Raw genomic sequence first — 24,148 nt, forward strand, 5'->3', positions numbered from 1 at the left:
GTTAACAGTTAACTGATACTGAATTTTTTGGCGATCGCATTAATAATATCTTCATCAACTGGTGTACTCTGTTTGTCAAGTTGGGCAATTTTGCGACACTGGGCTAGTAAGGGAACGGCAAAATCGCGGTTTAATTGGTTTAGTAACTCGTCTAGTGGTTGGGGTGATTTGATATTTTGTTTGATGGCTTCTAAGGATGCGGGGCTGAGGTTGGCGGCTTGTAACTCTGGTAAGATTTGTTCCCAGGTTTTTTCGGGATGGCTGGCTACAATCATGTGAACCAGTATCTGATCCATGATGCTTTGTTGTGTAATCGCTTTTTCTAAATATTTCTCACTCTCGGCTTTTAAGTTTGCCAATGTTTCTGGAGAATTAATCGAGGTTTTCTCGTCTAACTTGGCTTCATAAAACCGACATGCTGCATATCCTAACGAATAACACATCGTGGCATTAGAACTAGCGGCGATCGCTGCACCCGCAAAGGGGATATTTCTCAGAAAAGCTAATCCTGCTGCTTTTAGGAGATTATTTCCCCCCAAGCCTAGACCAAAAATTGTCAACAATTCCCCCTTCCTGGCGGGGTCTTTTAAATCCATCCCATATACAGCCGCAATTTCATAAAGCATTTCTGTCTGCAATTTCATTGTGGCGGCTAAATCTACTGCCAGTAAAGCTGCGGCTACTCCTGGTAAGATACTACTCGCAAACCCCACTCCACCAGATTTCGTTGCTTTGTCTACCATGATGCGATGAGCAATTTGGCTTGGTGATTCCTGGGGATATTGTTGCTTGAGTTTGTTAACTGAGGTGGCTACTTTTTCTAAATCTACGTTATCACTTGCACCAATTAGCCAATTGAGATTTAAAACACCTGAAACTTTTCTAATTAACCAATTATCACTTAAGCTATTGATAAATTTGCCAGTGATTTGTGTTCCTTGCTCAAATAAATTTTGTGTTTGCTTAAATGTTTCTTGCCCAAATTGAGCAAAATTATCTATTAAAGATGGGTTACTAGTTTTTTCTATTTTTGCTGGTGATTTATCTGGCATGGGCTTTCGTCATCCTGATTCAGCGCTCTGTTATAGTTGTACTCAATTAATAAAAGCTTCAACATCTGCCAATCAGGACAATTCTCTGTGCCTCTGTGGTTGAATATTTTAACCACAAAGACACAGAATTATATATGTTGTTGTGAAATTGTAAGGTCAGGAATTTTGGGGCTTTTAATTTCTAAAAAGTTATTAAATTGCATAATTTCGTAAAGGTTGACATCTTCCTCTAGTAAACAGGCGTGTCCACAATGAGGTAGAATTACTGCTTGGGAATTAGGGATGAGATTTGCCAAGCGGGTAGCTTCGTTTACTGATGGTAGCAGGCGATCGCTTCCACCTGCAATTAATAATGTTGTTTGAGTTATGGAACGTAATTCCTCATCACTCACATCAAATTCTCGCAATAAAGACAAACGCCAAACCACCGTTTCGGCTGGTACATAACGCATCGTTTTTAATAGTTCATGGCGAATATTGCGAGATATCCGTTGCAAAGATGCTAAAAATGGCAATAATCCCAATGCACCAACATCATATAGGGATTCTGGAACTAATTCCACAAGTTGAGAAATCCAATCTAACCAAGGACGCAGTTTAAAAGCGGAAGCTGGATTAATCAGAATGAGGCGTTTAAATAATTTAGGTGATTGAATGGCTACTTTTATCGCCAAGCAACCGCCAAAGGATTCGCCACACAAGTACACTACTCGCTGGGAACTTTTTTCTAATTCTGCATGAATTAAGTCTAAAACGTTATTTGTCAAAACGTCCCAGTTTGTGAGGTCTTGGCGGGGAATTGCTAAACAACGGACATCAAAGCCTGTTTCTAATCCCGCAGTTTGCGATCGCAATAATTGACCAGTCCCATCCATTCCTGGTAAATAGACGAACAACGGATACTCTGGTTGTATTCGTCTAGGAGTAAGAAAACACGGCTTTAATTCAACTTCCAGCATTGTTAAAGTTAGATGTTATTTACTGTTTTTATAAACTCTACTCTATCAATAGAGTATACTTTGTCTAAATAAGACAATCTAAGGATGCAGCTTGGTTCTGCATGTACTATCAGGGAACAGGATATAGGTATACTGAGTTTTGGTAAAAGTCTAATAGGCTTTTTTACTTCCGTTAAAATCATAGCTTGGGCGGATTACATATTATTTAAAGTTCCTTTGATTAATACCATTTAAAATTAAATATTCTTTGAATTATTGATGAGTATCCCCAAGGTAAATTTGAGGAATATATGGACTTAGTTTATTGCTATAAATCATATAAAAGACATCAACAAATTCATACATATTCCCTATTACTTTTCCCCTATCACCTTAATAAGAACCCTGGTATAGTAACTTAGAAATCTCATCATGGCAGTGTGTGGTTAGTTCAGCCACAACATTTTTCGCCTGTTTACCGTGATATTGGTTGTGATGATGGGATGTGATCCAATAAGGACGACCGATTAATATGGCCACCCGATGATAAATTATCAAGGGATGCCAACCGTATTGATTGAATAATGGTTCGGAAGGATCGAAGAGACTCAACAATTTTAGCGGAAAGGCGGCTGTATTGCTCTCCTCTAAGGAAGCGATCGCCACTGGTAAGACTGCTAAATCCTTCACCTGAGAACGTAGTGCTAGATGCGCGAAGCCGCGACGAAAATCACCGACTTGATCGGCTGGGGTATATTTCACCATCGGATCAGCACCTTCGGGAAATACTCCTACCATCTGTTTTGACTGTAGTAGCTTCTGTGACTGGGTAAAAAAGCTTTGCTGACGGTTCTGATTTTCCTCTAAGGGAAAGCAACCCAACTGTCCTGTGACAAACTCTCGCAGTATTGGCACTTGTCCCATATAGTGGTGGCAAGCAAAGCGAATGGGACTTGATAAGGCCGCCATTAACACCAGTGCATCCATAAAACTGCGATGATTGCTCACTATTAACAAACTAGCATCTTGGGGAATGCGATCCTCGTAATAGCGAAACGTTTTAGTAGAGAGTGTTGTTAATAATGTCCGGGAAATATCTAGAGGGTTATTTAGACTCATATTTAATTAATATGTTTTTTTTGGAAAATATCGCAGCTTATCTTGACTTAATTTTTACATTTCTTTACCAATACCATGACCGCCTTAAGGTAGAAATGTTTTATCCACAAAAGCCAGCAAATTCTCCATTTTGAAAGATTTGTATTCTCTATCACCTTAAAAGCAATCAAAACATTTACCAAGATTATTTAGACTTGATTTCAGTCTTTGCTTCATGATTATGTGAAATCATAGATATTATGAAATAATTCTTGGAGTAGTAAATTTGCTAGGATTAAAGTATTCTGGGAAAAGGAGGGTAATGTTTTATAATTGCATGGCTTTACTAATAGAACTTAAGATATAAAACCTTTTTATAAGTAGACTTTTTATTTTCCATGAATCTAGTGAATAAAGTAAAAAAGACATTTGCACTCACAACACCACTGTATTATGTAAACGATGTTCCTCACATTGGTAGCGCTTACACAACAATAGCAGCAGACGCAATAGCAAGATATCACAAGCTATTGGGGCATGAAGTGCTGTTAATAACGGGTACAGATGAACATGGGCAGAAAATTCAGCGTTCAGCCGAGAGTTTAGGCAAAGCACCACAAGATTTTTGTGACAGTGTTGTTCCCAGCTTTCAGAGTTTATGGGACATATTGAATATTCGCTACGATCGCTTTAGTCGGACTACGGCTGTGCGTCATAAAGCCATTGTCAACGAATTTTTTGGGCGGGTGTGGGAACGTGGCGATATTTACCAAGGCCAGCAAAAAGGCTGGTATTGTGTCTCCTGTGAAGAATTTAAGGAAGAACGGGAACTCCTAGAAGGAAATCGTTGCCCTATTCATATTAATAAGGAAGTGGAATGGCGAGACGAACAAAACTACTTTTTCCGTCTCTCCAAATATCAAACTCAATTAGAGGAATTTTACCAGTCTAACCCCGACTTTATCCAGCCAGAAAGCCGCCGCAATGAAGTTCTCAGCTTTGTTAGCCAAGGTTTGCAAGACTTTTCCATTTCGCGGGTAAATCTAGATTGGGGTTTTCCTATACCTACTGACCCTAAACATACCATATATGTTTGGTTCGATGCCTTGCTTGGTTATGTCACAGCTTTGTTAGATCCTGAAGCCGAACCCACCTTAGAAAATGCTTTGGCAAAATGGTGGCCGATAAACTTACACCTCATTGGTAAAGATATCCTACGCTTTCATGCTGTGTATTGGCCAGCAATGTTGTTGTCTGCTGGCTTACCTTTACCAGATAGAGTTTTTGGACACGGCTTTTTAACCAAAGATGGTCAAAAAATGGGCAAAAGCCTGGGAAATACTGTAGATCCCATTGCTTTAGTGCAGCAATATGGAAGTGATGCAGTTCGTTATTACTTCCTTAAGGAAATCGAATTTGGCAAAGATGGCGACTTTAATGAAATTAGGTTCATCAATGTTTTGAATGCAGATTTAGCAAATGATTTAGGTAATTTGCTCAATCGCACCTTAAACATGGTGAAAAAATACTGCGCTAACTATGCGCTATCAATTACCCATGAGGATATTCCGGCGGAAAATGCTTTGAAAAGACTAGGTGTAAGTTTAGGAGATAAAGTCAAACAAGCCTATGAAGTGTTAGCTTTTAATCAAGCTTGCGAACTTGTACTGTCATTAGTGCAAGCCAGCAATAAGTTTATTGATGAACAAGCACCTTGGACATTATATAAACAAGGACGACAACAGGAAGTAGAAACTGTACTATACACTGTTTTAGAATCTGTCAGGCTATCAGCTTACTTACTATCGCCAGTAATTCCTAATATCAGTAGCAACATTTATCGGCAACTGGGCTTAGGAATTGACTTTAACGAACAAACAGATATTGTCCCTTTTGAGATTCATTCCCAATGGGGCTTACTATCTAATCAACAACAGTTAGCTCAACCCCAACCCATTTTTAAACGCATAGAACCACCAAAGTAAGCACAAACGTTTTTTATTTTTGATTAAAGCCAATTCAGTTTATCTTAATTCTTTTTTCAAAAAATTAACGGGGCTGAACTTTATATTAGCCCCGGAACATTATCATAAGCCAATCTCAAAAACCACAATTGATAACAAATATCAAAAATAACAAGGATAAAATTGAGGTATGACATCAATGTTGAATAATCTGGAAAATGATTCGATATTTACACCAGAACAGGTTTTAGAAAATCGAGGACGAGTTGCCATTTTTATTGATGGGTCAAATCTATTTTACGCTGCTTTGCAATTAGGGATTGAAATAGATTACACAAAATTGCTATGTCGTTTGACTGGCGGTTCTCGATTGTTAAGAGCTTTTTTCTACACTGGTGTAGATAGAACCAATGAAAAGCAACAAGGCTTTTTGTTGTGGATGCGGCGTAATGGTTATCGCGTCATTGCCAAAGATTTGGTACAGTTGCCAGATGGCTCAAAAAAAGCCAACCTAGATGTAGAAATAGCTGTGGATATGATGGCTTTAGTCGATTCCTATGATACGGCTGTCCTAGTCAGTGGTGATGGGGATTTGGCTTATGCAGTCAATTCTGTCAGTTATCGTGGGGTGCGGGTAGAAGTCGTCAGCTTAAGGTCAATGACTAGTGATAGCTTAATTAATGTGAGCGATCGCTATATTGATTTAGAGGCTATCAAAGAAGATATCCAAAAAACCCCCCGCCAAAGCTACCCCTATCGACCTTTATCAGCTATGGGATTTTTAGATGATCCCAGTGATGGACACTTAGGACTTCAAGATTCATGAGCCATTTAAAAGACAGCAAAAAATCATAATTTTAACTAACAGGGGGGAAACAGCAAAACTTCCCCCCACTTTTATTTGCACTGTGTGTCAGTTGTTTGTGGTACTGGTTTAAGAGGATGTTTGAAAAGTCGCTAATGGTGTATCAAATACTTTTAGATCCCCCTAAATCCCCCTTACAAAGGGGAACTTAAAGAAATCCCCCCCTTAAAAAGGGGGGTTAGGGGGGATAAATAAGTGTCTAAAATCACAGTTAATAACTTTTTAAACAGCCTCTAATAACTTACGAATTAAATAATATTTAAGTAGATATGAGATTTAAAATTAAGTGGAATTATTTATTTTTAACTACATTATTAATCATTGGTTTAACAGCTTGTGTTGGTAAACTACCTGCAAATAATCAACAGAATAATGCTGACCCCGGTAGACGAGATAGTAGCTTAACATTCTTTGATGTGACCTTAGAACAAGCAGATGAAGTGGGGCGGCCTGTATGGCGAGTTAAAGCCAAACAGGCACAATATACAAAAGAAAAAGAAATCGGTGAAGCCTTAAGCCCCTATGGTGAATTGTACCAAGATGGGCAAATAGTTTATCAAGTTAAAGGCGAAAAAGCCGACATTGCCCAAGATGGAAAACAACTATTTCTTAAAGGAAAAATATTAGCTACAGACCCGAAAAATGGCGTAGTTTTACAAGGTAATGAATTAGAATGGCGACCAAAAGAAGATTTATTGATTGTTCGCAACAAAATTAATGGAACTCATAAACAACTACAAGCAACCGCACAGGAAGCTAAGGTCAAAACCCGCGAACAACGTATGGATTTTTCCGGTGGTGTGGTTGCTAACTCCCTTGATCCCCAAATGCAAATGCGAACTGAACACTTGATTTGGCAGATTAAAGAAGAAAAATTAATTGGCGATCGCCCAATTCAATTTGACCGCTACAAGAACAATCAAATCACAGATCGCGGTCGGGGAGACTCTGGGGAAGTCAACTTAAAAACCAAAATTGCTACAGTGAATAACAATTCCCAAATTGATTTACTAGATCCACCAGCACAAATAATTGGTAAATCGATGAATTGGAATATGAACACGGAAACTGTCACCACAAATTCACCCCTCCGCATATTTCAACGGGTGGATAAATTAACTGTCACAGCTAATCAGGGAGAAATGAGGATACCTCAAAAAACAGCTTATCTCACAGGTAATGTAAATGCTGTGGGTCAACGTCGCCAAACCCTCAACTCGCAAAAACTGACATGGTATCTCGATAAGAAATTAGTGGAAGCACAGGGAAATGTAGTCTATAAACAAGTTGACCCTGCTTTAACCTTTAACGGTGACACAGCCGTCGGTAATTTGGAAACCGAGAATATAGTAGTTAGGGGTGGTAATTCTGGCGATCGCGTAGTCACAGAGATTATCCCCGAAGAACCAAAAGCGAGAAATTAGGGCGATGTCTACGACGATGCTCCGCCTACGCCATCAACACGAAACATTTCAGTTTAGAACGAGAAACGTCAGGTTTGAAACGAGAAACGTCAGGCTTGAAACAAGAATCGTCAGGCTTGAAACAAGAATCGTCAGGCTTGAAACAAGAATCGTCAGGCTTGAAATGAGAAACGTCGGGCTTGAAATGAGAAACGTCGGGCTTGAAATGAGAAACGTCGGGCTTGAAATGAGAAACGTCGGGCTTGAAACAAGAAACGTCGGGCTTGAAACAAGAAACGTCGGGTTTAAAACGAGAACAATGCTGTTTATTTCTGGAGCGATCGCCCCTTCACCCCAAACCCAATCCCCTCATTTCCCCCACTTCCTACTCCCTACTCCCCACTCCCCATTTCCACATACTCTCGGCGCATTAGGATGACTAATCAAATAACCCTTCAGCCAACTGCAACCCTGCGCCAGTAAATCATCCAGATCCAAATTCCACAGTTTGATGGTCTTGTCACCACTGGCGGAAGCCAAGGTTTTGCCATCGGGGCTGAACACCACACTAATGACCGAATTGCTATGAACTTCTAGGGTGGAGATGAGTTTACCTGTGTCTCGATTCCACAGTTTGATGGTCTTGTCACCACTGGCGGATGCCAAGGTTTTGCCATCGGGGCTGAACACCACACTTCTGACCGAATTGCTATGACCTTCTAGGGTGGAGATGAGTTTACCTGTGTCTCGATTCCACAGTTTGATGGTCTTGTCAGCACTGGCGGATGCCAAGGTTTTGCCATCGGGGCTGAACACCACACTAATGACCGAATCGCTATGACCTTCTAGAGTGGAGATGAGTTTACCTGTGTCTCGATTCCACAGTTTGATGGTCTTGTCAGCACTGGCGGATGCCAAGGTTTTGCCATCGGGGCTGAACACCACACTATAGACCGAATTGCTATGACCTTCTAAGCGATTTATTTCCCGAATATCTAGCAGAATACTCTGCAAACTAAACAAAGGACTATAGGCAGGATAATCTGCTAAAGATTGTTTATCCTTGACTAAAGTTTTGAGTTTTTCCCCACTCTGCACGGCTAACAACAATCCCTCAATTTCTCTAAAACGTCTAAACTCCCGCAAGGCATTTGTTCCTGCCTGTTCTAGTTGCGTAGCTGTAAGGGCATCTTCACGGGCTATTTTTGCTTGTTGCAGTTCCCTTGTGGCTTGCTGTTGTGCTTGTCTTGCCCTATTTAAGCCTGCAATGGCATTTTGACGCAGCCTTTGAGCTTCATCACGTTGTTGTTGTGCCACTTGCTTCTGGAAAATTGCTTGCTGTACTTGTGTCTGCGCTTGTTTGTATTGTGCGTTAGCTTTATTTAATGTTTGCTGTGCTTGTTTTACATTGTTCTCAGCAGTCTTTAACTTTTTTTCTGCTAAAGATTTTTGTTCTAATATTTGTCTATTTTCTCTCTTGGTAACTTCCGTTGCTTTCTGCGCTTTTTCTAAATCTTTTTTAGCCGCATTTGCTTCTTTTGTGGCTGTTTCTCTAGCTGCGACAGCATTCTTAGATAATTCAATACTATGTTGAGCAAATAATAAAGCTACAACCGCCCCCACCACAGCCACACCCAACACCAAAAAACCAACACGAATCCTTTGATAAGCTTTCCGGTTCGCCTCTGCTAACACCTGCTTTGCCTGTTCCTCTGCTGCCAAACTTTTTTGCAAATCGCGCTTTTCTAATTCCTGACTAGCATCCAAAAATCGGTCATCGACATCAGTTAAACTTTTACCAGTCCGCCAAGCCAAAGCCTCTTGTAATGCTTGCCCAGTCAACAAGCGCGATTCATCTTGATAATCAGAGTCCACCCAAGCACTCAGCGCCACCGCATAAGGACGCAACTTAGCCAGAATATTCTCACACCACTCCTGCTTAAACACCTCTTCATAGATGCGGTTATAAAATCGCAACTTACCATCTCGCCGTACCACCAACCCCGACAGCCGCAACTCCGTTTGTTCAGCACTGTCATCAGCTGCAATTTCCTCCTGCTGCAAAATTTGCTGACACAACCCCAACAACCGCCCAGTCCGTTGTTCCCCACTCCGCATGATTCTGTCTCGAATCGTCTTTAAATGCTCCGGCTCATCCTGTCCCTCCCAATTCTCAATAATCCGCCGCCTCACAACCCCCTCAATTTTGGATTTTAGATTTTGGATTTTGGATTCCCCCCCTACTCCCTTATCTCCCCCTACTCCCTCATCCCCCTCATCTCTCTCATCTCCCCACTCCCCAATCAACTTACAAACCTTCTGCGTCAAAAACGGCTGTCCCCCCGTCCAAGCCAACACCTCCGCCATTACCTCCTGGGGATTTCCCACCACAGCCAAACCCTGCGCCAAAGGTTGCGCCTCCTCCAATTGAAAACCCGTTAAATCAATTGCCCGGCCAATATTAAAAGGTGTGCGGCGTTTATCTTGAATCAAATCAGAAGGAGTAGACACCCCAATCAAAGCAAAAGTAATCCGTTCATACTCAGGATTATCCGCCCGACGGTTATAACAATCCCGAATCACTGCAAAAAAGTCATCCAGATTAAAACCAAGACTGAGAATACTATCAATTTCGTCAATAAAAATAACAATTCTTTCTCTAATTCTGGGCAATAAAACCTGTTCAATAAACTTACTCAAATGCTGCACTGGTGAAAGTAAATTGTTCTCTTCCCACCAAGTCTCTAAATCAAAATCAATATATAAATTAAAATCTCCCACCAAAATATCAATTATCCCGGCGTACCATTGTTCAGCAGTAATATCCGCCGTACCAATTGCCGTAATATCCACAGATGCACAGGCAAACCCCTCCTGTTGCAATCGCCGCATCACCTGCACCCGCAAGCTAGACTTCCCCATCTGCCGCGAATTAAGCACATAACAAAATTCCCCAGCCGTCAAGCCTACATACAAATCATCATCAGCTTTTCGTTTGACATAAGTCCGCGCATCTGGGGGAAGACTACCCCCTACTTGATATTGGTAGTTAGTCATATCTTAGGAATTGGAGATGGGGGAGTAGGGGGAGATGAGGGAGAAATCGTCTGCAATTTGTAATCCAAATTGCTCAATTAATCCAGCTAAAGTGGCATCTTTTCCTTGAATAATTTGCACCATTCGCCGCTACCTGTTATTTATGATTATTTCTATTGTTATCACCCAGAGTATGGTAGGCAATGTCCATTAACAATTCAAAATTCAAAACATCTTCAGGCGATCGCCAAAATATTGCCGATACAATTGACACAATGGCATTACTTTATTCCCCTGAAATTTCACTATCCCCATACTGCGGAGTTTGAACGCTGCTACAGATCCCACATCTACGGGTTGTTCTGCTTTCACTACTTCTTTAATAGCTGCTAACAATTCAGCATCAGCTTGTAAGTTCAATAAATGGCGGCGCAGGTGGTCGCTGTAGGGGCCTTCTTCCGTGGGTGCAACTTGTTCTAACTTTTCTAAGGTCATCCGACCCCGCGCAATGTTATACAATGCCACCCTGACCAAATAAGGATGTCCTCCCACCCACAGCATCAACTCATTTATCTGGGATTTCGACCAATTCAACCCATGACGCTGCACTAAATCTTCTACTTGGCTTTGAATTAACTCAGGTAACTCTACAGGTAAACCCACATTAAACGGCGACTGATTAATATTCAAAGGAATGTAAACTTCTTTGGAATGAACTATTACTAGCCTGAGTTTTTGCCAAATTGGGTCATTTTTAGCCCGTTCATGCCAAGCCCGCAGTAACCCAAAGAAGTCAGTAGCAATTGTTGGGTGTTTAAATATTTCATCCACCTCATCCAAACCCAAGACAATGGGTGTCTCAACTTGCTTTAATAAATACCTTTGGAAGTAATTACTGGCTTTATTCTTACTCCCCAAAAGCCCTTTCCAGTAGTCTTCTAATTGACTTGATAAATTCAAATTGTCGCTAATACTGGCGCAGAACCATTGCAAGAACAAATCTAAATTACTTAAAAAGTCTGCGTCCGCTTCCTCAAAATTCAAATAAGCAGTACGATAATTTTGTTGCTGTGCATGATCCAAAATTCTTGACATTAATGAGCTTTTACCCATCTGCCGGGGAGCTTTGATGCGAATTAGCGCCCCATCTGTAAGAGTTGCTTCAAAACAGTCTGTTTCAATTGGCGGACGGACAACATAGAAAGGCGAATCTAGGGAAACTTGCCCTTCGGGATTTTCTAAAGATAAGGGCTTAATTATCTGGGCTTGGTTGTTACGAATCTTTCTACTCTTTAGCACAGGAATTGCCGACTCTGGTATACTTTGCAAGTCGACTGCATTACAGCCAAACTCGTAAGCATCTTCGTATGACCGATTAGCCCCCAGCGCATCATAAAAGGCGATCGCAAATTCTCTAGCTGCTACATCTCCAATTTCGTCATTCATCCCGACAACACAATCAATGTGCTGATAAATCTCCTCAGCTTGTGCCTCGCTGTAGCAGGAATTTAAAAATAGACATTCAATTGAGTCTTTACACAATTCAAATAGCTTGGCTAGTGCTTTTGTACTTACTAGCTGACCTTTCCCAGTTTCATCTTCTAAAACTAAACCTGCCTTACCTGCACCATGTCCAGAAAAATGGACAATATGAGGGTTGTGATCTAATAACGCCCGTCGTAAATCTTGAGTACGTACCGCCCATTTAGAAATAACTTGAAACTGCTCTCGGTTTCTAGAACGTTCTAAACCCGCTTCAATGTCTCGTACTTCTTGATCTAACCGTAGAGGTCTACCGTCACTTGGATGAGCTGACAAAATCAGGATGGTTTTCACTGGGCTACAAATTTAAAAGATGCACGTACATTACTTAGATGTAGTCTACAACAACCAGTACCCGAAAAAATACTGTCAGCATCATCCTTTAGTAATTCGTAATTACAAGTGCGTAGCCAATGACTAATGACTAATGACTAACCTCCATACACAATTTCACTCCGTTTAGTATCGCCAAGGTCGGGTAAGGAATTAGGTGAGTGGGGTGTGAGGGCTGTGGGTGTACTCGGTGCTACTTGTAACAGTTGCACGATACGTTGCAGGAGTTTGTCTTGTTGTTGACGGAAAGCGCCAACTTGGGGGCCACGGTTAATGATAGCAAACCAAACTAAACCGCGATCGCGGGTTGGGACAACTCCAGCTAAAGCACTTACATCACGCAGAGTACCAGTTTTAATTACAGTGTCCGGGGGGAGATGCCTAGAGTGTAATGTACCTCTATGGTCAAAACCAGACATCGCAAATAAGTCTGCCAAGTTGAGTTGATAAGTCGCAGCTTCTTGTTGCAATGCCATTAACATTGCACAAACTGCTCTGGGTGAAATACGATTTTCTGGGCCTAGTCCAGAACCATTAATTAATTGAATTTCTTCCTGTGGTACTCTTGCTAATTTGGCAGCCTTGGTCTGTACTACTTGGTGTCCACCTATATCATCTGCCAACATTTGAGCTATTTCATTGTTACTGTATACGTTCATTTCCTTGAGAATCTGCTTCAAGGGTATAGAACGATGACGTACCAGTAAAGTTTGTTTAGGGACAGGTTGGGCTGAGTATTTAATTGTGCCGTTAATTGCTACCTGTGGCTTTGGTGTTCCCTTCGGCATGATGGAATGGATGTAAATTGCCGGACGAGTCCAAGTTTTAGAATTTAATGCTTGTTTGAGCATTTGCCCAGCCAATACGGGGTAACGTTGGAAATTCATAGCAAAATTGCCTGTAATTACCAAATTACCCTTAACTTGCTTAATCCCCATTTTATTGAGAGTGTTACCTAAAGCGATCGCTTCTTCCCAAACAAACATAGGATCGCCGTTGCCATTAATAATTAAATCGCCTTGTAACACACCATTAACTACTGATCCATTAGTAGCGATCGTAGTTTCAAATTGATACTCTGGCCCCAGAGTTGTAAAAGCTGCCAGCGAAGTAGCAATTTTAGTCAGGGAAGCAGCCGGCAAAGGCGTAGTCCCTTGATGATTAGCCATTAACATCGGCCCCGACTGTAACCAAACTCCTTGGCTACTTTCTAGATTCTGGGCTATGAGTTTTGTTGTAATTAATCCTTGGAGGTAGTCCTTGACCGTATTAAATCCTGCTGGATTAGGGTCATTTGCAATAACTAAGCCAGGGCTACTTTGCCAAGTTACCACATCTAGAGCATCCGCAGGTCTGATTTTTACCCCAGCCATTTCCAGCCAGATAGAAACCAAACCCGAACTCAACAATTCCAGCATTATCTACTCTCCCCACTTAGAATTTAATATATAGTTTCCTGTGCTAATATACGCCCTTTAAGCTGTTAATCAGCATGGAGTAATGATAACTGCTGTTTTTCTCATTGGGGAGTGGGGAGATGAGGGAGATGAGGAAGTAGGGGGAGATGGGGGAGACAAGGAGGGCAAGGGAGAAAACACTCTGTCAACTGTCAACTGTCAACTACCTACTTCTTCTCTGGATGTACCTGTTCTTTTGTCGAACTACTACCCATTTGATTAATTAAGCCAATCATTTGATACAAGCGTCCCAAGTCTCGTTGATTAAAGTATAAAACTAGGCGGGGTAGTCCAATGGTTTCGTCCTGGCTTTCCTGGGGTAGAGACTGGCTTTTCTCAATTTTCCCTTTCACTAGAATGCTACTGAATTGACTATTGAGTTGCTCAACCTCATCATCTGATAATTCCTGGATTAAGCGAATTACTAATTTATCGCCCACATAACGACATGAGTGATACACCTGATAAAAGCGAATAATGGCATTGCAAGCCACTTCTAGGTTATCTGTCACCGTGTACAGGTTGGGGTCTTCAGGACTTACCAGCCCAGTTTTCACAAGATGCTGATTGATATATTCACTCCAAGCCTGCCAATAGTCACCGCCTGGATGGTCTATTAAAACTACTGGTACAGGGCCAAATTTACCTGTCTGACTCAAGGTCATGCACTCAAACGCCTCGTCTTGAGTACCGAACCCACCAGGAAATAAGGCTATAGCATCGCTTTCTTTGAGGAGGAACAGCTTGCGTGTAAAGAAGTATTTGAAGTGAATTAGTTTAGGATCACCTTCAATTACTGGGTTCGCCTGTTGCTCAAACGGTAGTTGGATATTTAAGCCAAAGGAATTTTCCCGCCCTGCGCCTTCGTGTCCGGCCTGCATGATACCACCACCACCCCCTGTCATGACCATAAATCCTAGCTCGGTCACTGCACGGGCAAATTCTGCTGCCATTTGGTACTCTGGACTGGCTGGTGATAGACGAGCCGAACCGAAGATAGTCACTTTGCGGACATGTCGGTAATCATAAAATAATTTAAAGCCTTGCTCCATGTCTGCTAAGGCAGCAGACAGTATTTTCCAGTCGAGACGTTCAATATCGCTATCAGCTAGACGGACTATGGTTGCCAAAGCATTGTGAATTAGCTGCCGATTCTTTAATGTCGGCAAGCGATCAATTAATTCCGTAATATCGGCTTGGAGAGACTCGAATGTGTCGAAGGACGCAGATGAGGTCATGAGAGATGCCACCACAATGGCATTACATTTTACCTAATTTTTGTGTGCAATTTATCAACTGCTTGGCAATTTCAGAAAAATTCAGCAGTTAGGGATAACTCATGAAAATACTTTTTAAGTCTATCTAAGGATAGTTCAATTTTTAAAAAAATCATGGTTATATTTCACATTGTCCAGTTGGTAACTAGACTCTATTTTGAAATTTAACATTTTTAGTTAAGCAATTTTTTCCAAAACATGATATTTCTCTATTAAAAGAATATTTGATTTTAAAAAAACTTACCTTTTTATTTATTTTCTTTGTGAATCTTTATTCAAAGACTATATAAATAAATTGATGAACAAAGTAGAATTGCTATGGATTTTTCTATTTAAAGCTCATACTTCAAAGTAATAATTTAGAAGTCATTATTCAGTGGGAGAAATTTTTCAGTTTAATCATGTTGTTTGAGTTTATTCTTTTCATAAGAAAATTTTATGAGGCGCTATAATTTGCGCCTCATAAAAGTAGTAGATGAAATTTATCCAAACTAAACGACGACAATAGATTACTCAACAAGAGTTTCCTACTGATTGAGTGTCAGATATGCTTTTCCAGAGTTTGGGACAATGTGGTTTTAGGAACCGCGCCGACTACCATATCGACTTTTGCTCCACCTTTAAAGATCATAAGCGTGGGAATACTGCGGATGCCATACTGACTTGCAACTTGCGGATTCTCATCAGTGTTAACTTTCACCACTTTGACTTTACCTTCATACTGTTGAGCTACTTCCTCAACAACAGGAGCGACCATTCTGCAAGGGCCACACCAGGGGGCCCAAAAATCGACCAGAACTGGTACATCGCTGTCGAGTACTTCTTGCTTAAAAGTAGAATCTGTAACTTGTGCGGCTGCTGACATGCCTAAAAACCTTTGCCAATTATATTTCTGACTTTCGTGAAAATTCTACCATAGCAAAAACAACTGCCCAAAACACGAAGGATGTACATTTGCAAAGAAGCTGAAGAATTTATTTATATATAAGGAACCGCCCGAACAGTAGTCCGGGCGGAGTGTGGTGTGAGGAGTGAACGGAAACATGCGTCTCCGCTATATCTATTGTAGGCGACATATGAGATTTTTCCAGTGGATGTTTAAAACTCTGGAAAAATTTTCTGAATAATTTAAAGTTGTCAGTTGACAGTTGTTTTTGTTTGGTGTCTAATACCTATGTCTTTGTGGGCTAGCTTTACAGAGCGAAAGCTACTAACTACTAACTACTGACCACTGACAAAAAACTTTTTATTTACCCATACCTAATTGTTGAGCTTTCTGATAAACTTTGCCTTCAGTTAACAATGAGGGAGCAATTACTACTTCAACTTGCTGCATTTCTTTAATATCTTTTGCTCCTAAAGTACCCATGCTAGTTTTTAACGCTCCTAAGAGGTTATGAGTACCATCATCTAACCCGGCTGGCCCAGTCAGAATTTGTTCGAGAGTTCCTGTAGTACCGACACGAATGCGGGTTCCTCTGGGCAATACTGGGCTGGGTGTAGCCATACCCCAATGGAAGCCTCGTCCTGGGGCTTGGGCGGCTCTAGCAAAGGGTGAACCAATCATTACGCCGTCAGCACCACAAGCAATACATTTGCAAATGTCGCCACCAGTGATTAAACCACCATCAGCGATGATGGGTACATATTTACCAGTCTCTCGATAAAAATCATCCCGTGCGGCGGCACAATCTGCGATCGCAGTTGCTTGAGGTACGCCTACACCCAACACGCCACGAGAGGTACAAGCCGCACCTGGGCCAATGCCTACTAATACTGCGGCTGCTCCTGCTTTCATTAAGTTCAATGTGACATCGTAAGTCACACAGTTACCTAAAATCACAGGGATGGGCATAGAACGGCAAAATTCAGCCAAATCCAGAGGCGTTACCGACTCTGGTGAGAGGTGAGCGGTAGAAACTACCGTGGCTTGAATGAAGAATAAATCTGCCCCAGCTTTGGCTACTACCTCACCGTATCTACTTGCGCCTATAGGAGTGGCGCTCACAGCTGCAATTCCACCTTGTGCTTTAATTTCTTGAATGCGTTTGGTGATTAATTCTGGCTTGATGGGTTCGGCGTATAGTTCCTGCATCAAAGAAACAAATTCATCTTTGCCAACTGACGCAATCCGATCTAAAATCGGTTCTGGGTCAGCATAGCGAGTTTGAATCCCTTCCAAGTTGAGAACGCCCAATGCACCAAGCTGTGATAAACGCACAGCCATCTTCACATCAACAACCCCATCCATCGCACTGGCGATAATGGGAATTTCTCGTTCAATATTGCCAATTTTCCACCGAGTATCGGCTAAACTCGGATCGAGTGTTCTGTTACCGGGGACTAGAGCAATTTCATCAATGCCGTAGGCTCTACGAGCTGTCTTCCCCCGCCCAAGTTGAATTTCCACGCTGTTAACTTTTCTCAAATCTGTTCTTGCTAGGGTATCAAATTGTGAGGCAGTTTGCAGCGATTTTTTTCACTAAGTGTTAGAGATGGCAGAATTTTAACGCGGAGGAGCGCTGAGGTTAGCGCGGAGGGGTGTGAGGTCTTTTTTCAGTTAATTCGTTGAGAATTTTGGGATTAGTGCATAAAGTTTCCTTGAGCAACCTATTGATGAATAGCCTTTAGAAATTGCGTAAGTACGTAAATCTTTTGGTATTCAATGTTGTTAAAGGTTTTGTGAATATGTTAGTCAGAAATTATAGTAAGTTTGCAAGTTTTGTGATCGCAGGATTGGTATTATCAAGTTTTTCTAATATTACGACTGCTGTTAATGCTGTCCAAACTCCAGCATTGTCCAAGCTGCAACTTGTCTCTAATCAAATTCCTCAGCCAGAGTTAGTATTTAAAGGTCAAGAAGCTTATACAAATGCAGGGAAGAATTTTCAACGGTATAACTTGGCTGTAGCTAACTCGGCTGCATTTCCATCTCAGTTGTTTGAGAGTGCGCCAGATTTACCACCTTGCGGACTCAATAAAAATTCTTCTAGAACTTGGGTAGATATTTATGATGCTCAAACTAATCAAAAGATTTACGGCTTCTGTGCTTTTTCTTCGCCACAAAATCTAAATTCTCTTTGGTTTGCTGTTGAGCAAGGTCAAACACCACCAAGTTCTGTATATATTGTTTTGACTGATAGAAGAACAAAGAAAACCTACCGTTCTAACTCGGTATCAATACAAACACAAGCACTGAAAGAAGATTGTATCGCCTTTGACCCTAATAATATTACTGTTAATCAAGTTAATGGTAGTTGGAAGATAGTTGAGGGTGGTAATCATTGGATGTTTGATTTTGGTAACAAAGCCAGCGAGGCGAAGCAGGCTTTTCAGGTTATCAAGAACTACCGCATGAATAAATCCTGTTTTGTTGGAAGACCACAACCATCTTTTACATATCTATTAGTTAATAATACTGCCCCATCTGCTGCAATGCCTGGCGAAGACTGTGTAGCGTTTAATCCTGCTACTACAACCGTCAACAAGATAAATAATCGCTGGAAAATTGTAGACGGTAATCACTGGATGTTTGATTTTGATAACAATCAAGCTGAAGCAGAACAATCATTGGCAATTATCAAAAAATACCAGTTCACCCGCTCGTGCTATGTAGGTAGACCTGATCCGAGTTTTAGTTACCTGCGGAAGTAAGAGGGTAGGGAGTGGGGAGTGGTTCTCTGCGTTCGCGGAGCGTGTCGGAGACAGACGCTCCGCGTAGCTTGCTTCCACGGAGTGGTACGGCTACGCTCACCAACCGGGAGTGGAGGAAGATGGGGGAGATGAGGGAAAATAACTTTTGACTATGGACTATGGACTATTGACCACTGTCAACTGATAAGATAAAGGCTAGAATTGTTACGATCACTTCAGATTTGATTTTGCAGCCTTGATTCAATCTGAAACTTTAGAACTACTAGAATGGTATCGCCTTTGTCAGCATCTTTCTACATTTGCGGCAACTAAGCTTGGGGCGATCGCATCACTGCATCTGCAAATCCCTGTATCTCAGATAGCAAGTGAGCAGTTATTATCACAGACCAAAGAAGTATATCAACTGGAAAGCCGTCTGGCTAGTGGTTTATCTTTTGAGGGTATCCAAGATATTGGTGATTCCTTAGAAAGAGCGGAACTACAAGGGATTTTGGCTGGTGATGAACTGTTAGCGATCGCTACTACCCTTGCTGGTGCGAGAAATTTACGACGTATAATTGATAACCAAGAAGACACACCAATTTTAACTCAATTAGTGGCTGAGTTACGTACTTACCCTGAACTAGAGCAAGAGATACATCTCTGTATTGATGAGCGTGGACAAGTCGCTGACCGTGCTAGCACTAAGTTAGGTGAAATTCGTACCGAACTGCGGAGATTGCGGAGTCAAATTACGCAAAAGCTGCAAAATATTTTACAAGTAAAATCTAATGCAGTTCAAGAACAGATAATTACTCAAAGAGGCGATCGCTTTGTTATCCCGGTAAAAGCACCCCAAAAAGATGCCATTCCTGGTATTGTGCATGACACCTCTACTAGTGGGGCGACGCTGTATATAGAGCCTAATTCTGTTGTGCCGATGGGTAATCAACTGCGGCAGACATTAAAACGAGAACAAGCGGAAGAAGAAGCAATTCGCCGGGTTTTGACGGAAAAAGTAGCAGCCGTTAAACCAGATTTGGAAAGGTTACTGGCGATTGTCACTACCTTAGATATGGCAACGGCTAGAGCTAGATACAGTTTTTGGCTCAAAGCCAATCCCCCCAGATTTATTAATCGCCAAGAACAAGAATTAGTCACTCTACGACAGCTACGCCATCCCTTGTTAGTGTGGCAAAATCAACATGAACAAGGTCATCCAGTGATCCCAGTAGACTTGTTAATCAGTCCTCATATCCGGGTAGTGACGATTACCGGGCCTAACACTGGTGGGAAGACGGTAACATTAAAAACCCTTGGACTAGCAGCCTTAATGGCGAAGGTGGGTTTATTCATACCCGCCCGCGAACCAGTAGAAATGCCTTGGTTTGACCAAGTATTAGCTGATATCGGTGACGAACAATCCCTACAGCAAAGTTTATCCACATTTTCAGGGCATATCCGCCGGATTAGTCGGATTTTGAATGCTTTAGGAGATGAAGAACTGGGGAGAGATGAGGGAGAAAAATATTCCTCATTTCCTGCATCCCTGGTTTTATTAGACGAAGTAGGTGCAGGAACAGATCCGGCTGAGGGTAGTGCTTTGGCGATCGCACTTTTACAATACCTCGCAGATCATGCCCAGCTAACGATTGCCACAACGCACTTTGGCGAATTAAAAGCCCTCAAATACGAGGATCAGCGTTTTGAAAATGCTTCTGTAGAATTTGATGATGCTACTTTGTCGCCTACCTATCGCCTATTGTGGGGGATTCCAGGACGTTCTAATGCGTTGGCGATCGCGTTGCGTTTGGGGTTGAAAAAAGAAGTTGTAGAAGAGGCGAAAACTCAAGTAGGTGAAGCCACAGACGAAGTTAATCAAGTAATTGCTGGGTTAGAAGCCCAACGTCGCCGCCAGGAAACGAAGGCTGCTGAGGCGCAAAAAATATTACAGCAAGCTGAACGCCTGTATAAAGAGGTATCAGAGAAGGCGGCTGCATTACAGGAGCGAGAACAATCGCTTAAGGCTTCTCAGGAAGTCGCTGTGCAGCAAGCTATTAACCAAGCCAAAGGCGAAATTGCCAAAGTCATCCGCCGCTTGCAGCAAGGTACAGCCACAGCCCAAGATGCCCAACAAGCCACTAACGCCCTCAATCAGATTTCCCAGAAGTATCAACCAGTAGCACCACCAAAACCAAAATTAGGGTTTGTGCCGAAAGTTGGCGATCGCATCCGTATTCCGCAATTAGGGCAAACCGCAGAGGTTTTAACGGCTCCCGATGAGGATGGTGAGTTAACCGTCCGCTTTGGCATCATGAAAATGACGGTGAAGCTACAAGACATCGAATCCCTTGATGGACAAAAACCCGAACCAGTTGCCAAGCCTAAACCAACGCCAGCACCAATTCCCCAACCAGCCCAACCTACCCCAGCAATTCGCACCTCCAAAAACACTTTTGATATCCGGGGTAAGCGGGTGGCTGATGCTGAGTACATCTTAGATAAAGCCATTTCCGAAGCTAGCGGCCCAATCTGGATTATTCACGGACACGGGACTGGCAAGCTGCGTCAAGGTGTCCACGCCTATTTACAACAGCATCCCAGAGTTAGCCACCACGAAGCGGCAGAACAAGCTGATGGTGGTAGTGGGGTAACGGTTGCTCATGTTTCGTGAAAGTAAAAGGTAAGAGATGGGGGAGTAGGGGTGCAGGGGAGAAAATAATTACTCAGCACGCGCTAAACGCGCCGCTACCGCTAACAGCACTCATAACTTAAAACAAAGGTAGAGAATGATCCGGTTCTCTACCTTTATTTAATGAATTTAATTAATAAAGTAATTGCAATAAATATTACTTTTTATACTTTATAAAAAGTCTCGACTGCTTGATGATGCTGCTAATTGAGAATTAAATATTAAAAATTCTAATGTTATTTAGTTATACTTAAGTACTTGAATATTAGATAATAGTGAGTATATTTTACCAAAAAGAATTACTTTCTACACTGTTGAAAATAAATTTTCATCTAGTAGAGTAAGACAGTGACAATTGCTGTTGACCAAAGTACGAAAAGCTAGTACAGGGTTGGAAAAAAGGTTTAGAGACTAGGGGCTAGGAATTAGAAAAGAGATTTTATCTTTGATTGTGGGTTTCTCCCACTAATTAGCCAACTTAAAACAATTGTTTGAGCGTTACGGAACCCTAGCCCACAAGTAATAACCTTTAGCCTCCAACCGCTATCTTCTAGCCGCCTGCACAGGAAACCAACTCCCATGATCAAGAGTCTGGTTTCAAAATGGGTAACAGCAACAGCCCCTACCAGCCTGATCACCTATGCTAAAAGTTATGCAAACGGCCGCTGATTCAGCTACTCCCAATTCTCAATGGGAGGATTTAATTAAACTACCAACTCCAAATGTAGTTGAATGGGACAACATCAAAACTCAGTTAGACTTGGTGCTGTTGGCTCTGGAAACCCTAACTGGAATTGGTTCGGAAGCTATGCTTTCGGCTGCGACTAATCTTAACTTAGAGTCGAAAGTTCCAGACCGCGTAGCTTTATGGCGCTTGCGTCAGTCTAATCCTTTACGCAAAGGCCAAGGAGGGCGGAAAAAGTTGGATGTGGAGGAAGCGCGATCGCTTGTTCTCATCATCTGCTATCTTGCCCAGCAGCATCAAGAATTAATCCGTCGTGCCGTAGGTTTACTCGAACAAATGGCGGGAAAGAATCGGGAACCTCATCAGGCTGCTTTACTTGGAGATTACATAGATGCTTTCTGCAATACCTACCAAGAGCGGATGGAAGAGGACGAGCAAATCTCGACGGATTTATTAACACACCTAGCGCTCAAACTGCTTGTAGATTTGCTGTTTTATAGCGCTCCTGGTGGACACCGCCGTCTCTGGCTAGCACTCATCGACCGTTCCGCAAAACCTTGAAAACATCTCCTTCGCTGTTCTTGCCATGCCTCTATCTAATTCTGTCATTCGTCGCTACACACCACCTACTTGTACGCTAGAAGTATTGGCGCAAAGCTCCCCTTTGTCCCGTTGGATGGGTAAACCTGTTCTGCGACAGTTAACTTTTGAGTTGCGCTTTGATGACCCACAACTGCCAGAAGAAAACAGAGTACCAATTCGTGGCGATCGCGATCAACTAGAAACCCTATGTGATGCTGTCACCACTTATGTACAGCAATTTCTCCAACAGCCACCGGAAAGCTTTTGGCTCAGTTTCTCTGGAGTCGAAGATTCAACTAAAGTACCCACCCAAGATTTAACAGATTCTTATCAAGCTGCACTTTTACCTAGATCAAAATCTTTTACACCCCAAATATTAGGCTCAAACATCTACTTAGAACCGGGTGATAATTTAACACATAATCTTTATCTTGGTTCCTTAGCTAATCCTGTATCTGGCCCTGTTATCCAACTGAGTCTGTTGCAACTGTTCGATTTAGCAACAGCTCTAGACGAATACTCAACAGATGTGATGGCTTTACCAGCCCTCAATAACACTAGTTCTGTAGCAAGATTGCCGACATGGGCCCCTGTTGCGGCTGTACTAGTATTAGCTTTAGGTCTAACGCCTTTAACTTGGCAATACGCTAACAATAGACAAAAAGACCAGCAGACAGCTAAGACAAGTAATTCCAGCAATGAACAAATTGCTTTACAACCAGCACCCAGTCCTAACTTTCCTGCACCTCAAACTGAACTTGTTCCCTCAAATAATTTATCACCTCTACCAATAGGTTCGACTCCGCCACCACCAAGTGCAACCTTACCGACAGCACCTCTCCCTGCTAACATTACAAGTTCTACGTTAGTACCAAATTCTCTGAGAACAAAACAGGGACAGAATCAACCTCAGCTACAAATTCCCTCTCTTCCTGGTAATTCCTCTACTACTCTTCCAGGACAACAAATTGCTATTCAACCTAATCCCACAAAATTAACTAGCCCAGAGGGAATTACTCTTAAGCGCAGTTTACCTCCTAGATTATCTACTTCTATAAGCAACTCTTCATCTAGTATTCCACCAGTACCCCCACCATTAGCCACCATTCCCAGCCCAATTCCACAAATCTCACCTGTAGCCACACAATCAGCGCGGGTTAGAAGTAATTCTTCAGTTAATACCCCTTCACAAGCGCCAGATACTAGCCCCTTTATAGATAAATTAGGGGATGAACCTAAAACCACCTCGACTACAGCAGCAGCTAACTCCGATACCCTATTCGATACACCGCAGGTAGCAGAAGCTAGAGAATTTCTCAAAAAGCGTTGGCAACCACCTTCAGGATTTTCACAAACCTTAGAGTACAGCCTATTGCTAGGGGTTGATGGCAAAATTGAGCGTATATTACCTTTAGGTAAAGCCGCCAGAGATAACATTGACTTAGCAAGAATGCCGGCTATTGGCGAACCTTTCGTTTCTGCCAATCGTTCTGGACAAATGACAAGGATTCGAGTTCTTCTCAGTCCCGATGGTAAAGTACAAACTTTCCCTGAGTCTGAATAAGTATATGGTCATTAGTCATTAGTCCAT

The 24,148-nt window shown here is 42.0% G+C and carries 14 protein-coding genes and 2 pseudogenes; 7 read left to right on the forward strand and 9 right to left on the reverse strand.

Annotated elements, in window-relative coordinates; genetic code table 11:
- Positions 1-8: 8 nt before the first annotated feature.
- The 3 genes from NSMS1_RS13305 to NSMS1_RS13315 form a co-directional block, all read right to left on the reverse strand.
- Positions 9-1,052, reverse strand: a complete 1,044-nt coding sequence (locus NSMS1_RS13305) for a hypothetical protein (protein WP_224093923.1) — start codon at positions 1,050-1,052, stop codon at positions 9-11.
- Positions 1,053-1,180: 128 nt separating this feature from the next.
- Positions 1,181-2,011 (reverse strand): alpha/beta fold hydrolase, encoded by an 831-nt coding sequence (locus tag NSMS1_RS13310; RefSeq protein ID WP_224093924.1) that lies wholly within the window; start codon positions 2,009-2,011, stop codon positions 1,181-1,183.
- A 372-nt stretch (positions 2,012-2,383) separates the two neighbouring features.
- Positions 2,384-3,109: a lysophospholipid acyltransferase family protein gene (locus NSMS1_RS13315; RefSeq protein ID WP_224093925.1), complete on the reverse strand. Its 726-nt coding sequence runs from the start codon at positions 3,107-3,109 to the stop codon at positions 2,384-2,386.
- Positions 3,110-3,486: 377 nt separating this feature from the next.
- Between NSMS1_RS13315 and metG the strand changes: the two genes are divergently transcribed.
- The 3 genes from metG (at position 3,487) to lptC (ending at position 7,341) form a co-directional block, all read left to right on the forward strand.
- On the forward strand, positions 3,487-5,073 hold the full coding sequence (gene metG / locus NSMS1_RS13320) for a methionine--tRNA ligase (RefSeq protein ID WP_224093941.1): 1,587 nt from the start codon (positions 3,487-3,489) through the stop codon (positions 5,071-5,073).
- Positions 5,074-5,251: 178 nt separating this feature from the next.
- Complete coding sequence (locus tag NSMS1_RS13325) at positions 5,252-5,878, forward strand: NYN domain-containing protein (protein ID WP_224093943.1); 627 nt, start codon at positions 5,252-5,254, stop codon at positions 5,876-5,878.
- Positions 5,879-6,186: 308 nt separating this feature from the next.
- Complete coding sequence (lptC, locus tag NSMS1_RS13330; RefSeq protein WP_224093944.1) at positions 6,187-7,341, forward strand: LPS export ABC transporter periplasmic protein LptC; 1,155 nt, start codon at positions 6,187-6,189, stop codon at positions 7,339-7,341.
- Positions 7,342-7,812: 471 nt separating this feature from the next.
- Here the strand turns inward: lptC and NSMS1_RS13335 are convergent.
- From NSMS1_RS13335 to NSMS1_RS13360, 6 genes and pseudogenes are all read right to left on the reverse strand, one after another.
- A pseudogene (locus tag NSMS1_RS13335) lies at positions 7,813-10,377 on the reverse strand (AAA-like domain-containing protein); the annotation flags it as partial.
- A gap of 204 nt (positions 10,378-10,581) precedes the next feature.
- Positions 10,582-12,192: an AAA-like domain-containing protein gene (locus NSMS1_RS13340; RefSeq protein WP_224093946.1), complete on the reverse strand. Its 1,611-nt coding sequence runs from the start codon at positions 12,190-12,192 to the stop codon at positions 10,582-10,584.
- A gap of 137 nt (positions 12,193-12,329) precedes the next feature.
- A complete protein-coding gene (locus NSMS1_RS13345) occupies positions 12,330-13,649 on the reverse strand; it encodes a D-alanyl-D-alanine carboxypeptidase/D-alanyl-D-alanine-endopeptidase (protein WP_224093947.1) in 1,320 nt (439 codons plus the stop codon).
- Positions 13,650-13,855: 206 nt separating this feature from the next.
- Positions 13,856-14,926: an LOG family protein gene (locus NSMS1_RS13350; RefSeq protein ID WP_224093948.1), complete on the reverse strand. Its 1,071-nt coding sequence runs from the start codon at positions 14,924-14,926 to the stop codon at positions 13,856-13,858.
- 580 nt (positions 14,927-15,506) lie between these two features.
- Positions 15,507-15,854: pseudogene (gene trxA, locus NSMS1_RS13355) on the reverse strand (thioredoxin); the annotation flags it as partial.
- Positions 15,855-16,211: 357 nt separating this feature from the next.
- Positions 16,212-17,375, reverse strand: coding sequence for a GuaB3 family IMP dehydrogenase-related protein (locus NSMS1_RS13360; RefSeq protein ID WP_224093950.1), 1,164 nt, complete (start codon positions 17,373-17,375; stop codon positions 16,212-16,214).
- 278 nt (positions 17,376-17,653) lie between these two features.
- Between NSMS1_RS13360 and NSMS1_RS13365 the strand changes: the two genes are divergently transcribed.
- From NSMS1_RS13365 to NSMS1_RS13380, 4 genes are all read left to right on the forward strand, one after another.
- On the forward strand, positions 17,654-18,619 hold the full coding sequence (locus NSMS1_RS13365) for a hypothetical protein (protein ID WP_224093952.1): 966 nt from the start codon (positions 17,654-17,656) through the stop codon (positions 18,617-18,619).
- 235 nt (positions 18,620-18,854) lie between these two features.
- Positions 18,855-21,272, forward strand: coding sequence for an endonuclease MutS2 (locus NSMS1_RS13370; protein WP_224093954.1), 2,418 nt, complete (start codon positions 18,855-18,857; stop codon positions 21,270-21,272).
- A 658-nt stretch (positions 21,273-21,930) separates the two neighbouring features.
- On the forward strand, positions 21,931-22,536 hold the full coding sequence (locus NSMS1_RS13375) for a DUF3038 domain-containing protein (protein ID WP_067767421.1): 606 nt from the start codon (positions 21,931-21,933) through the stop codon (positions 22,534-22,536).
- A 25-nt stretch (positions 22,537-22,561) separates the two neighbouring features.
- Complete coding sequence (locus NSMS1_RS13380; RefSeq protein ID WP_224093956.1) at positions 22,562-24,121, forward strand: DUF4335 domain-containing protein; 1,560 nt, start codon at positions 22,562-22,564, stop codon at positions 24,119-24,121.
- Positions 24,122-24,148: the final 27 nt, after the last annotated feature.

This window comes from Nostoc sp. MS1, assembly GCF_019976755.1.
Taxonomy (GTDB): domain Bacteria; phylum Cyanobacteriota; class Cyanobacteriia; order Cyanobacteriales; family Nostocaceae; genus Trichormus.